The sequence below is a fragment of the Ewingella americana genome (assembly GCF_006438725.1).
GTDB lineage: Bacteria > Pseudomonadota > Gammaproteobacteria > Enterobacterales > Enterobacteriaceae > Ewingella > Ewingella americana_A.
The window spans coordinates 1-13,072 of the sequence record NZ_RCZD01000003.1 but is presented as its reverse complement, the minus strand read 5'-3'; the positions used below and the strand labels follow the sequence as shown (position 1 = coordinate 13,072).

The following is a 13,072-nucleotide window of genomic DNA, read 5'->3' as shown; positions in this document are numbered from 1 at the left end:
TCCCTATTGTTGTTCCTGCTGCGAAGGCTGCGCGCGTGCCAGGGGTGTCTCATCTGAACGGCGGGTGGCGATCAGCATTTTTGCCTGGTGCTGAACGTCGGGCGGCACTGACGCAAGATCGATCGTTTTGCAGTCACTGTCTCCGACATAGCGCACGACATCATGGGTGCTTTTCACCTTCATTTCGCAGCGGTACATCTGCATCCCGCGCGCAATGTACAGATTCTTCATGCGGTGATCGGTTTCGGCAGTGAATCCTCCCTGCCCCAGGCCAGACCAACTGGTAACATTCAACGGCGTAACGCCCTCCAGAGGGGTCTGGCGATTAATCATCAGCCGGCCCAGGTAGGTGTAACGCGAGACGATATTCACCTTATTGACCACCATTCTGCCCGGCGAGATGAACAGTGTGCGGCGCCCGGCACCCTGCGTTATTTCACTGCGCATACCTGCGTCAGATTCAATGGAATCGTTGATACTGATATTGCTTTGTGTATAGGCCGGAACACTGAACAGCGTGCGGCCCGTACCGCGAAGGCTGGCGCTGCCCGCCCCATCAACGGACACATCCACGCGCGTATCACGGCTGTCATCGGTGCTCTCGACGTTCAGCCCGACGGCGGCGCCGGGTAACCCGTTACCCCATTTTCCCCAGTACAGGCCGGATCTCGCCACAGCCATCGATGAGTTATAGCTGCCGCTGCTGCTTAAGCGCTGGCCGGATGCCCCGGAAGACGCCGAGCTGAACGCCAGACTGCCGCTGCCGTATTCACCACCGGTTTTGCCGTAGACCGAGGCATTGAGCGTATTCTCCTGGTTACCATTAAGATTCACGCCAATTTCCTTCTGATTCTGCGCGTCGAAATACCAGTTTTGCGCCACGTTATAGCCAACCTGATCTTTATTGCTGCGGTCAGTCTGATAAGTCATACCCAGAGAGCTGTAGTTAGTGCGCGCGTTAATCGTCGGCGTGCTGACGCGCGAAAATGAAATGGAGAGGAATCCGCCGTTATCACGCTTCACACCGGTGCTGTTGGTACGCGTAAAAAGGTTGGCGCTGGTATTGATGTTGATACCGTTGACGTTGAATCCGCGTCCGATGCCAGCCTGCCATGTGGTCTTCTGCGTTTTGCTATACGTGTTGCGGCGAGTCCAGACCGGGACAACGTGGCTATCATCCGGCTCAGCGGGTATCACATTGCGGCCTTCGTTCTCGCTGGCACTGTAACCGGCATTCACATACCAACTTTTAACCGGCACGCTTAACATCAGGCTGCTGCTCTGATAGCAGCCGCTGAAACCGTACTGCCCGCCGTTGTTGCTGTAACAATCCTGCGCATAAAGTGCGCTGCGGTAGAAACTGAGTGAGAAACCGTCGTTATACGACAGTTGCTGAATATTGCCGCGTGAACCTTCGCTGCCCTTCAGGTAGCTGAACCGGGTGGCGAGAATGCCATCAAGCAGCGGATTATCGAACCCGTGACTCCAGTCGAGTGCACTTTCGACAAAATGGTTGCGGTTGGTCATGGCGACGCCACCGGTCAGCGCGGCTTCACGGGTCAGCGGCACTTTGATGCCTGCCTGCATCACGCGGCGATCGGCTCCGTTTGGCGAATCAGCACTGTTACCCTGAACCTCGCGATCGGGTATTGCACCGCCCTGCACAAACCACTCAATATCCTGACTGGTCGCATTGCCTGTCCGGCTGAAAGGAACCTGTTCGGTACGCGAGAGTTGATTATCTTCGTACACGTGTAACGTCACGGTATAGCTGCCGTTGGGAAACGCGGTGGTATCGAGATTTTGTGTCCCTGCATTCAGGTAAAAAGTGCCCAGCAGTTGCTGGTCGCGATAGGCATCGATGCGCGACGGGCGGGTGATAAATACCGTCACCGGCGTGCCCTGCGCTGCCAGCGAAGTATTCATCCATGCAAGTGTGGAACCGACGCGCACGCCTTCAATGGTGCTCAGCGGCAACTGACTTAAGGTAATATTACCGCCGGTATTGCTGAAAATATCCCGCGAGTCCATACGTCCGGCCTGAACGTAATAGCGTTTACCCACATCACGGCGCAGGAAGACGTTATTAAAACGTACTTCCTGATGATTTTGCTGACGGTATTTCTGCGCAAGATAATCCCAGTCGATGCCGGCATAGCTGTTTTGAGTCAGCCCGAGCGCGCCCGCGCCCTGCAGGGATAACGTCTGGTCGCCGCGGTTGGTCACGAAGTTAAGATTTTGCTGATGAATAAATGCCGCTTCCGTCTCTGCCGTCTGCTGGTAATAAGGTGAACTTTTGTCAGCGGCAAGCGGGATAAATTCCGGGCCGAGAAACAGCGCAACGTTGGCGTTGTTTTCATCATAGATAAGCGCGACCGAATCTGTATCCAGATAGTCACACCCAGCCGCGCCGCCGTTACTGCTGCAAGCCAGGTTACCGTGCCGCGCTAAAGGTTCCCGGACCAGGCTATCTAACAGGTGCTGTTGCTGCGGACGCTTTTTATAATGCGCCATCACTGCCTGCGCCACGTCTTCAGGTTTTAAGAAGGTGACGGTATCAAGTGAAACAGAGGCTTCAAAAAGGCCGAGCGATTGCCCATAGACAGAAAGATTGACCCACAGCGTCTGGCCGGTGACCAGCGATTCAAAACCAGGCGGAACCTGCGTGGCCGCACGGGCAAAAAGAGAGGGGATCAGGGTAATGAAAGAGGCTATTAAAATAACGCGAACATTGACCTTCATTACAGCGTCCTGCTGAAAAAGAATAATAAGGGGGGCTAACTGCCCCCCCAAATAATTGATCACTCAATTCCGGCACATTAGCTCTGTGTCGTTGCCTGTGTGATTAACAAGCTGATAACGCCGGAATAGGTGCCTGTTGCCAGAGCGCCCTGGGTTGCCTGAGAAATTTTCAGTGGCAATACTGAAGAACCATTCTCAGTGCCCGCTGGAAACAGGGAAGCGTAAGTCAGGGATGTCGCGGTGGTGGTGATCGGTTTCAAATCCGCACCCAATGTTACTTTCAACGGTACAGTGGTACCGCTGACGGTTTCGTTTAACTGAGCAGCACTCACCAGCGCAACGTTAATATTCGCGGTAGAAGAGTTCGACCAGATTTTGGTATCCAGTGAATATGTAGACAAACCACGGCCTGGAACATATTGCATATTAATGGTGCCTGGCAGCGCAGTACCGTCCGCCTGAGTCATATCCACCGTCGAATCAACGTTGGCATTCACAGTAATATCTTTCTGCACAGCCTGTGCATTAAATGCAGCCGTTAATGCAGCAGCGATGAAAAGTGGTTTAATTAATTTTTGCATTTTTAGCTCCATGAAAATCCATGTAATGGTCTTTAATGACCTTCTCGTTGGTAATGAACTGCTTCATAACAAACAGGTTGTTATTCCCTTTGAATATGCTGATTATTTTTCGAGAATGTACTCAGAAATATTTCTGGTACTCTGATCAACATATTTAATTCTTATTTCATGGGCGGAATTTAACTCTGCAGGTGTCCATGCTTTGAATCGCAACGTTTCATCCGGGTATATCGTGGCGTGTTCTTTTTTCCACTGGCAACTGTCACTCTTATTTTTTTGCGCGCAAATGCCTGCCTCGCGAATAAGTACTCGCACTGTACCCGTATTTTTTACATCACCCGTGGCTAATGGGCTAAGGGATAAAACAGAGTTTTTCGGCGGAATATGAACCAGTACGCCCCAGACTAAATTGATACCAACCTGATTGGTAATTTTATTGTCCTGACCCCTTTTATCTTTCGTCTCATCAGGGGCACCAACAGCCTCAAAGTAAACACGCCAGGCGGTTTCTTTCTCAGGAGCCTGTAATGAAATAAGACGAATGATGCGTTGCGACCCCGATGCCAGCGCGAATTTATCCGGCGTAGCAATCAGCGAGCGTGAAACAGCGTCTTCAACCGCTATTTCCTTTTCGAATGGCGTCGCAGGGCGTTCTATTCTCTTGATACTGATTTTAATGAATTGCGCCTCACCGCTTTGCGATAAGGTCTGGACCTGCGCTGCACCCTGGATATTTAGCGTCACTTCCATAGGATACACGCTCATATTGGCACAGGCAGACGGAATGGCGAAAAAAACCATTAATATCAGGAATAAAAAGAATATTTCGGCGAATTTCTCTTTACAAAAAAGACCAAAAGAAATGCCTTGCAGCGTAATCTGATGACGTGACTCTTCCATGATAAATCCTTTTAAAATTCCATTAAAAAAATGCCGATAATTCTCCCTCCTGGAAGCGTCATCTGTATACCCGGCATATGAATCCACGGGAATATCCTGGCGCTAAGAAAATTCTCACACTTGCTTTGTTGAGTCACTGTCCATTTTTGTGGTTAATTTTTTTAAAGAGAATGTCACCCAAACCTTATCAAAAAAGAACTTACGCTAACTTAATGAAATAGCTACACAAAATAACCACAATAGAAAAAAGCCTATTACTTAAGAAAGTATTTTAACCGGATAAAATAAAATCATGGTTTACGCAAAATAGTCAATTTAGTGTTAAGATGCCCCTGAGAAGGGCAATCCAGACTCTTCATCAGTTTAACTCCAAACACGTAACGTCCGATGTCGCCATATAGAACCCTTAACCAAAGCTCAACAGACTATTAATTAATACATAAGAAGTATGGCGTTATTTTTTAATTTGTAATATAGAACCAGGCAAACGAAGCAGCAATATGAAGAGCAAACAAGAACTCACAAAGTTAATTTATCACCGCGCAGAAGAGATAAAATCACACAACGATATTGAGTTAGTCATGCAGAAACATTACAAACTTCTGTTCAGACTTTACCTGACTAAACCTCTCTATTTTAAAGTTATTTTTAAAGCTAACCGTTTTATTATCGGCTCGGCGATTATGGCCCTGTTTTTTACTACTGATAATCCGACACTTCGTGAAGTTAAGGACTTTTGTAAGAAAACGGGCTTAATCAGTGACAATACGATCGACTCTTTCCTGCTCTTTATCCGGGTTGGCGGGCGTATGGACGTGAAAAAAAATCCGCAGGATAAACGAAAGTTAAACTATCAGGTAACATCAAAAGCGCTGGATGAAACCAGAGCACTCATTAATACCATGATGATCCCCTACGGCATGCTTAATAAGGATTTCGATGTTTCCCGTTGTCTGAAAATGGAAGATTTCACTGCTGAATATTTTCAAAAATACTCGGAAATCACCCTCAATCAGGTTTATTTATTCGATATGGTGCCGGACTGTAAGGCGTTCATTTTCAGAGACGCCGGACACATGATTTTGATGGATTTGTACATCGAAAGCATCCGGCAGCAGACGGCCGTGATCGAGTACAACTACCTGAAAGCCTCGCTAAAATGCGGCGTTTCCCGTTCTCACATCAAGCGTTGTCTGAAAGCCGCTGAAGTCAATGGATTGCTGACGCTGGATTCTCTCAACAACACCATCGTTTTGCATCTGACCTTCATGCAAATGGTGCTGAATTATTTTGCTGTCTACATGGCGATGGTCGAGCATGGATTGCGCGGTTTGTCAGGTATTGCCCCGCTTCCCGCCAGCTGAATCAGCTGTCTTACGTTATCTCGTCACCAGCAGGTGACAGCACCCAGCAGTTCGCACAGTAGGCCACATAAAAGTTGACCAGCGAAATTTGAGCTTCAGATCACACCCCGGAAATGTTAACGTTAACACTTGTGATTAACATCATAAATCCCTATTTGGCAGTCTGTGAAAAACCCGAAGTTAACGTTAACAATGTGTTCTACCTCTTCGATACATGCCCGGATACGCACATGAAAAACAGTCACCGAAGTCACTACACATTGCTAAGCGGATTGCTTTTCTGCTTCTTCTACACCTGGTCATCCGCCTTTTCGCTTATCTCACTTTGGCTCAGTCAAAAGGTCGGGCTGAAGGGCACGGAAACAGGATTGTTCTTTTCCGCCATCGCACTGACGGCCCTTTGCGCTCAGCCTTTGTACGGTTTTATTCAGGATAAACTGGGGTTACGTAAAAACCTGCTCTGGGCTATTGGCTTTCTGTTACTGGCAAGCGGGCCTTTCTTTATCTTTGTCTTTGCTCCGCTGTTGCAGGTGAATATTTTACTGGGTGCCGCTGCTGGCGGACTGTATGTCGGTGCCACATTTTTTGCCGGGATTGGTGCACTGGAGTCTTACACAGAGCGGGTCAGCCGGATTCTGGGGTTTGAGTTTGGCAAAGCCAGAATGTGGGGATCACTGGGCTGGGCTGCCGCTACCTTCTTCGCCGGGATGCTGTTTAATATCAATCCGAACCTTAACTTCTGGATGGCGTCATCTTCTGCAGTGATTTTCCTGTTGCTGTTATGGCGTCTGCGTGAAGTGAAAACGGATGCGCTTAACCAGCTCGAATACGGTAAGCCCGGTAACCTGAAACTTTCCGATGCCATTGCCCTCTTCCGCTTACCGCGTTTCTGGGCGCTCATCGTGTTTGTGACCGGTGCCAGTGTCTACAACGTTTACGATCAGCAATTCCCGGTGTATTTCTCTTCGCTGTTCTCGGATGTCAGAAACGGCAATGAGATGTATGGTTTTCTCAACTCCTTCCAGGTGTTTCTTGAAGCCGGTGGGATGTTCCTCGCGCCCTTTGTGGTCAATAAAATCGGTGCAAAAAACGGGTTATTGCTGAGTGGCCTGATCATGGCACTGCGCGTCTTTGGCTCCGGCCTGGCGGCGGATGCTGTGACAATTTCCTGCATGAAGTTACTGCATGCCGTAGAACTGCCGATTCTGCTGATTGCCATGTTTAAGTACATCACTACCCGCTTTGATCCGCGTCTTTCGGCCACGCTGTACCTGGTCGGTTTTCAGTTCATCACGCAGGTTTGCGCCAGTGTGTTATCGCCGCTGGCCGGTCACGGCTATGACCTGATCGGCTTTGCAGACACCTACATGATTATGGGGATGCTGGTGCTGGTGCTCACCCTGATCTCCGGTTTCCTGCTTCTCGGCGAAAAAAGCCGGACCCCCCCTTCTGTATTATTTAATAAGAGTGAGATTTTATGAAACAGCGACTGGAACGCGCAGAACAGGCATTACACGACGCCACTGCCACGCGCGGTAACACGTTCTACCCACACTTTCATCTCGCACCACCGGCTGGATGGATGAATGATCCGAACGGGCTGATTTATCATCAGGGGCTGTATCACGCGTTCTATCAGCACCACCCTTTCAGTGAAAACTGGGGGCCGATGCACTGGGGACATGCCACCAGCAAAGACATGGTGAACTGGCAGCATCAGCCGGTGGCGCTGGCGCCGGGCGAAGCGTTTGACCGCGACGGCTGTTTCTCCGGCAGCGCCGTAGATGACAATGGCTTACTCTGCCTGATTTACACCGGTCACGTGTGGCTAAACGGTGAAGGTAATGACAGCGCCATCCGTGAGGTACAATGTCTCGCCACCAGTGAAGACGGCATTCATTTCACTAAACAGGGCGAAGTGCTCACGCCGCCGGACAACATCATGCATTTTCGCGATCCCAAAGTGTGGCGCGAGAACGGCTTCTGGTGGATGGTGATCGGCGCGCGGGATGCCAGCGATTGCGGCCAGGTGTTGCTGTACAAAGGCAACAGCTTGCGCGACTGGACGCTCGATCGCGTACTTGCTAAAGCTGACGACCTCACGGGATACATGTGGGAATGTCCGGATTTCTTCCCGCTGGGCGATCAGCATATTCTGATGTGTTCGCCGCAGGGCATCCAGGCGCAAGGATATGATTATCAGAACCTGTTCCAGAGCGGCTGCCTGCGTGGCACATGGCGTCCGGGTCAGGATTTTGAGGTGCAGGAAGGTTTCACCGAACTGGATCACGGCCATGATTTCTACGCGCCACAGTCATTTACCGCTGCCGACGGACGTCGGGTGGTTATCGCATGGATGGACATGTGGGAGTCGGTGATGCCATCAAAAGCGGAAGGCTGGGCGGGCTGCATGACGTTACCGCGCGAACTGACGGTGCGCGATGGAAAAGTGTGCATGGCGCCGGTGGACGAAGTCCGCACGCTGCGCCGTGAACATCACCCACTCGCACCGTGTGAGCTGAAAAACAGCGTGTTACGCGTAGTCGAAAACGCACAGACGCAGGAGATCCTGACACAGTGGGATCTCAGCGCCTCAGACGCAGAATGCTTCGGCGTAAAACTCGGCGACGGTGTATCGGTATTCGTAGACACTCAGGCGCAAAGGCTGTCTCTGCGCAGAGATTTCCCGGAACATGGAATCAGCGGTAACCGCAGCATCGCGCTGCCGCTGAATAATGTGTTACACCTGCAGATCTTTATTGACAGTTCTTCCGTGGAAGTTTTCGTCAACCAGGGAGAAGCCACACTCAGCAGCAGAATTTATCCGCAACCAGGCGAGCGTGCCCTTTCACTTTTTGCTGAAAAGGGCCAGGCCACAATTCTTCAGGGAGACACCTGGAGACTGAGCGCAGGTTAAAATCATAAAGACGCGCGCTCAAGAACGGGCGAAGCGATGGTTATCAGGCCGTGGTTAGGACGCCGCTCAATAAGATGCAGCACCGCTTCACGGCCGATTTCCCTGTGCGGCAGTTGCACCGTGGTTAGCGGCGGCAGGAACAGATCGCCGATGCCAACCATATTGTCATACCCGAGTACAGCGACCTGCTGCGGTATCGCTATCCCTTTCGCCAGCAATACCTGGTATGCCAAAAACGCGATGCGATCATTGCCGCAGACCAGCACATCCAAATCTGGCTTGCCGCCGGTAAAAAATTCTTCCAGCATCGCCACAACATCTCGGTAATGCTCATCCCCCGGTTCCATATGAAACTGACGAAGCTGCTCCGCCGGAAGCCCGGCCTCTTGCCATGCCTGCTCTGCACCGGCACGACGGCGAACGCCGGCGGGAATCGATTCCGGTAAATAAAAGCACAGTGGATGCCGGTAGCCTTTACGGATCAGCATTTTCATCGCCTGATACTGCCCGTTAAAATCATCAGGAATATAGCCCGGCAACACGTGTTCGCGGCTGAGACAGTTCGCCAGCACCAGATTTTTATCCACCAGGCGCGACGGGATCTCCACTTCGCGCAGCCCCATAGTGGTAAAAATGATGCCATCCGGACGCTGTGAAAGCAGCTGGCTCACCGCGCGTTCACTGTCTTCCTGCGAGGTGATGCTGACCAGAAAACTGCTCCAGCCAAATTCGCGCGCAGTAAGTTCAATAGAAAGAAGCAATTCAACGGAGAATGGCGTCGTTGCTGTATCCAGCGCAAGGACACCGAGTGTGGACACTTTGCTGCTTTTTCCGCGCATTTTACGTGCAGAGAAATCGGGCACATAGTTAAGTTGGTCAATGGCTTGTTGTACACGCGCCAGAGTTTCCGGCTTCAGCCTTTGCGGCTCGTTAATGGCGCGTGACACCGTCATTAACGAGACAGATGCCAATTGCGCTACTTCTTTCAGCGAAGCCATAACTCTCCCGTTGAGCAAATTTTATTACCCGATCCTACACAAAAAAACCTCCGCTGCGTAAACCTAATTCCTGTCAGATCAAAGATGGCAGAGTGCGCTATTCCGGGCTGGACGCAATTCGAAAAGATGAAGCATGGTTGCACGATAAAATCGCGGCAGCAGGCACCAAAAATGGCAGTGATATTTTCCTGCTGGATTCTGGCAAGAGCAGATGACGCTGGTCATGGCCGACGGCAAAGCGTGCCGGTGAGAGTAACTCAGGGAGAGTCTGCATCTTCCTGACACGAGATTGCAAAAAAAAGGCCCGCCGGATTGATCAGGCGGGCCGCGTTCGAAAATCTCAAGTATTAACGGAACGGTGCATCCATCGGGACTTCGGCATCGGGTTCGTGCGTAATACGGTTTCTCAGATCACGACGGATCATTTCAATCGCCCAGAACCAGAAGATGTGTCCCAGTAATTCTGACACATATTCATCCAGCGGAAGCCCGGATAACGGCGGGGTCAACCCCAGCAGCGGGAAACTGATCCAGTGAACACAAACGGTGGCAATAATACCCGCCAGTGCGCCCTGCCATAATTTCACTTTCGGGAAGACCTCAGCCACCAGGCAATAACCTATCGCAAAAACCAGAGAGAAAATGATGTGGGTAATATGGACAGGATTAATGATGTGTTCAGAGAAATGGTAAATAGCCTGAGTCGGATCAATACCCAAATAATCTCTCAGGAACAGGAACGGCGGGTTAAATTCATCGCGGCCACCTGAGAAAGTACGCGGTGGCAAAGGCACTTCTGCACCCCATTTCACGAATGCGGACATCACACCTGCGATAATGCCGACAAATAAAGCCACACCGTAACGGCGACGTCCCGGTGCTGTCATAGCGAAAAAGTCTTTAATTTTCATAGATCCCCAGTGGCAAATAAATTTCCGTAAAGAGTAAAACTTTACAGATTGTCACAGTTGATCTTGATCAGGTTTTAGGATGTTTGTAAATAATTGAGGGGTAACCTGACTTGCTCCTCAAAAAGGGCACGCCTGTCACTAAATCGCCTATCAGCGCCAGTGCGCAAAAGGCCGCGCCAACCTTAATTATTGAGTTCATCCATTCCCATCCCTATGCATTTACGTGCAAAAGATCCCAGGCTCCTTTACGGGTTAATTTGGGTGTTTACGTGCCATATATTTTGCATATTAAAAAGCACTGACCCTGACCCAAAATCCTGCTCCATTCAGAAACAGAATTCCGGCATGATAATGACTCCCCTGAACGGAGGATGTACCGATGAAAAAGTCACGATTCACCGAAGAGCAGATTGTTTTTGCCCTGAAGCAGGCTGAACTGGGTACGTCAGTGCCGGACGTCTGTCGCAAGCTGGGCATTTCGGATGCCACTTTCTATACGTGGCGTAAAAAATACGGCGGCATTTCTCCTTCGCAGCTGAAGCATATGCGGTAACTGGAAGAGGAAAATCTGCGGCTGAAGAGGCTGGTTGCAGACCTCAGCCTCGATAAGGCCATGTTGTAGGACGTGCTGGCAAAAAAGAGCTGACGCTGGCACGCCTGCGCGAATGGGTCAGGGATTTACAGGCCCGATACGGTGCCAGCGAAAGACAAATCTGTTTTGCGCTGCGGGTCAGCCGCAGCTCGTTCAGGTATCGTTCTGTTGCTGCCGATGACAGTGCGCTGCGCCTGCGCATCCGCGAGATCACCGAAACGCGAATTCACTACGGATATCGCCGGGTACACGTGATGCTCAGGCGGGAAGGCTGGCGCGATAACCACAAACGCATCTCCCGGCTTTACAGCGAACAGGGGCTGTCACTGCGTCTCAAACGTCCACGGCGCAATAAATCCGCGCAGCGCCGGCAGCCGCAGCCTCAGGGGCTGTATCCGAATCACGTCTGGGGCATGAATTTTGTCTCGGACGCGCTGTTTGACGGGCGACGACTGCGCCTGCTGACGGTTATCGACCTTTACACCCGCGAATGCCTGGGGATATGCGTGGGGCAGAATCTGCGTTCAACAGAAGTGGCAGAAATGCTGAACAGCATAGCGCTCAGGCGTCCTTTACCGCAGTTGCTGAAAACCGATAATGGCAGCGAATTTATCTCTAAAGCGCTTGACCGATGGGCATACGAAAATAAGGTGACAATGGACTTCTCACGGCCCGGCAGACCGACAGATAATGCTCTGGTCGAGTCATTCAACGGGAGCCTGCGCGATGAGTGTTTGAATGTGCACTGGTTCCTGTCACTGGAAGATGCTCAGGAGAAGATCGAGCACTGGCGGCAGGAATATAACCAGTACCGGCCACATTCCTCATTAAATAACCAGACTCCGGAAGAATTTGTCCGAAGCCTGCAAACCGACCCGGATCTCTGATTTATCCTGGCATCAATATTGGGAAGGGATCACGGGTATGAAACGAATGCTAAAAAATGAGTCATTACAGGGGGATTGTAAATTGAAAATAGATTGGCATAGCTCATTGCTTACACGTGCTACGAATGTTGATAAAAACTACAAAAACACTCAAAACGTCCGTCGTTTCATGATTAAGGAGTGTGGGGACGACTTTCGATTTAATCGAGAATTTATGGCCTGGATACGTAATGATGTTCCAAAAAATTTAGGTGATGTAGTCGATGAGTGGAAACGCAGACAGTAATTGCAGGTCTGCATTTCGCTCATAGGTGCCCTGTTCCTGTTTGGCCGTTGTGTGCCAGAAGCGGATATGGTCAATACCACTGAATGGGAAGTAGGCAAGAATAGATTGTATAAACATTATTTATCTTGAAATAATCTCCCCTCCGAAAAAGAAAAGGTGAATATGGATATTACAATAACTCATGAAGTTACTAGCACCGACACTGAAGAACTTTTAGCTGGCCTAAGAGACTATAACTCAAAATTTATTGAAACAGGATCACGCAAACCACTTGGCATTTTTTGCAGAAATGATGCTGGGGTTATGATCGGCGGCCTTATAGCGAGTAGGAAAGGCTTGTGGTTATGCATTGATTATCTTTGGGTCAGCGATGATGCGAGAGGTAAAGGATTAGGTGGGATTATGATAAAAAAAGCCGAACAGGAAGCGGTAAAAATGGGGTGTAATCATGCGCTTGTAGATACATTCAGTTTTCAAGCTGCCCCATTTTATGAAAAGCAAGGCTATGTTCTGCAGATGTCATTAAAGGATTGTCCAAAAGTTGGTATGCAGAGGCACTATTTGACTAAGGAGAACCTTATTTAATTTGCTCCTCATTGAATAGACCCTAGTTTCCTAGACTGTTCCGTGCCTCATGAACCAGGCACTTTCATAAACTGCAGGGGGTTGATCCTCACAGGCACTGTGGCGGCGTTTAGCATTATAAAACATCTCGACATAATCGAAGATATCCGCCTTCGCTTCTTCCCTATTTTTATAGATCCGTTTCTTTATGCGTTCCCGTTTTAGCAACTGGAAAAAGCTTTCTGCCACTGCGTTGTCATGGCAATTACCCCGACGACTCATGCTGCTTTTTAAATTGTGAGCTGTCATAAAATGCTGACATCTTTCGCT

Annotated in this window: 13 protein-coding genes and 1 pseudogene; 7 read left to right on the top strand and 7 right to left on the bottom strand. The window is 49.9% G+C overall.

The features are described from left to right. Window positions 1-3 precede the first annotated feature (3 nt). From EAH77_RS05930 to EAH77_RS05920, 3 genes are all read right to left on the bottom strand, one after another. Complete coding sequence (locus tag EAH77_RS05930) at window positions 4-2,742, bottom strand: TcfC E-set like domain-containing protein (protein ID WP_140470898.1); 2,739 nt, start codon at window positions 2,740-2,742, stop codon at window positions 4-6. A 77-nt stretch (window positions 2,743-2,819) separates the two neighbouring features. Beyond that, a complete protein-coding gene (locus tag EAH77_RS05925) occupies window positions 2,820-3,323 on the bottom strand; it encodes a CS1 type fimbrial major subunit (protein ID WP_140470897.1) in 504 nt (167 codons plus the stop codon). Window positions 3,324-3,425: 102 nt separating this feature from the next. Beyond that, a complete protein-coding gene (locus EAH77_RS05920; protein WP_140470896.1) occupies window positions 3,426-4,223 on the bottom strand; it encodes a fimbrial protein in 798 nt (265 codons plus the stop codon). A gap of 500 nt (window positions 4,224-4,723) precedes the next feature. Here EAH77_RS05920 and EAH77_RS05915 point away from each other — a divergent pair, with 500 nt between their 5' ends. The 3 genes from EAH77_RS05915 to EAH77_RS05905 all read left to right on the top strand — a co-directional run bounded on the left by EAH77_RS05915 (window position 4,724) and on the right by EAH77_RS05905 (window position 8,504). Next, entirely contained in the window at window positions 4,724-5,587 is an 864-nt protein-coding gene (locus EAH77_RS05915; protein WP_140470895.1) for a hypothetical protein, read from the top strand. A gap of 230 nt (window positions 5,588-5,817) precedes the next feature. After that, a complete protein-coding gene (locus tag EAH77_RS05910; protein ID WP_140470894.1) occupies window positions 5,818-7,068 on the top strand; it encodes an MFS transporter in 1,251 nt (416 codons plus the stop codon). After that, complete coding sequence (locus EAH77_RS05905; RefSeq protein WP_140470893.1) at window positions 7,065-8,504, top strand: glycoside hydrolase family 32 protein; 1,440 nt, start codon at window positions 7,065-7,067, stop codon at window positions 8,502-8,504. Before EAH77_RS05910 ends, EAH77_RS05905 begins: the two co-directional genes overlap by 4 nt. 2 nt (window positions 8,505-8,506) lie before the next feature. Here the strand turns inward: EAH77_RS05905 and EAH77_RS05900 are convergent, their stop codons facing one another. Next, window positions 8,507-9,502 (bottom strand): LacI family DNA-binding transcriptional regulator, encoded by a 996-nt coding sequence (locus EAH77_RS05900; RefSeq protein WP_140470892.1) that lies wholly within the window; start codon window positions 9,500-9,502, stop codon window positions 8,507-8,509. A gap of 23 nt (window positions 9,503-9,525) precedes the next feature. On the opposite strand from EAH77_RS05900, the gene EAH77_RS25770 reads away from it, so the two are divergent. Continuing rightward, window positions 9,526-9,717, top strand: a complete 192-nt coding sequence (locus EAH77_RS25770; RefSeq protein ID WP_431306754.1) for a YetF domain-containing protein — start codon at window positions 9,526-9,528, stop codon at window positions 9,715-9,717. A gap of 132 nt (window positions 9,718-9,849) precedes the next feature. Here EAH77_RS25770 and EAH77_RS05895 read toward each other — a convergent pair whose 3' ends face one another. Further along, window positions 9,850-10,413: a YagU family protein gene (locus tag EAH77_RS05895; protein ID WP_140470891.1), complete on the bottom strand. Its 564-nt coding sequence runs from the start codon at window positions 10,411-10,413 to the stop codon at window positions 9,850-9,852. Between the two features lie 379 nt (window positions 10,414-10,792). Here EAH77_RS05895 and EAH77_RS05885 point away from each other — a divergent pair. Both EAH77_RS05885 and EAH77_RS25475 read left to right on the top strand, forming a co-directional pair. After that, window positions 10,793-11,892: pseudogene (locus EAH77_RS05885) on the top strand (IS3 family transposase). Window positions 11,893-11,974: 82 nt separating this feature from the next. Next, on the top strand, window positions 11,975-12,178 hold the full coding sequence (locus tag EAH77_RS25475) for a DUF6434 domain-containing protein (RefSeq protein WP_112198305.1): 204 nt from the start codon (window positions 11,975-11,977) through the stop codon (window positions 12,176-12,178). On the opposite strand, the gene EAH77_RS25105 is transcribed toward EAH77_RS25475, so the two are convergent. Beyond that, the gene (locus tag EAH77_RS25105; protein ID WP_161985775.1) at window positions 12,140-12,295 is read right to left on the bottom strand and encodes a hypothetical protein; all 156 of its coding nucleotides are present in this window, start codon (window positions 12,293-12,295) and stop codon (window positions 12,140-12,142) included. The genes EAH77_RS25475 and EAH77_RS25105 overlap by 39 nt on opposite strands. A 45-nt stretch (window positions 12,296-12,340) precedes the next feature. Here EAH77_RS25105 and EAH77_RS05875 point away from each other — a divergent pair, with 45 nt between their 5' ends. Next, the gene (locus tag EAH77_RS05875; RefSeq protein ID WP_140470889.1) at window positions 12,341-12,763 is read left to right on the top strand and encodes a GNAT family N-acetyltransferase; all 423 of its coding nucleotides are present in this window, start codon (window positions 12,341-12,343) and stop codon (window positions 12,761-12,763) included. Window positions 12,764-12,793: 30 nt separating this feature from the next. On the opposite strand, the gene EAH77_RS05870 is transcribed toward EAH77_RS05875, so the two are convergent. Next, window positions 12,794-13,072: IS3 family transposase (locus EAH77_RS05870; RefSeq protein WP_140470888.1), on the bottom strand; the 279-nt coding region annotated here is incomplete at its 5' end.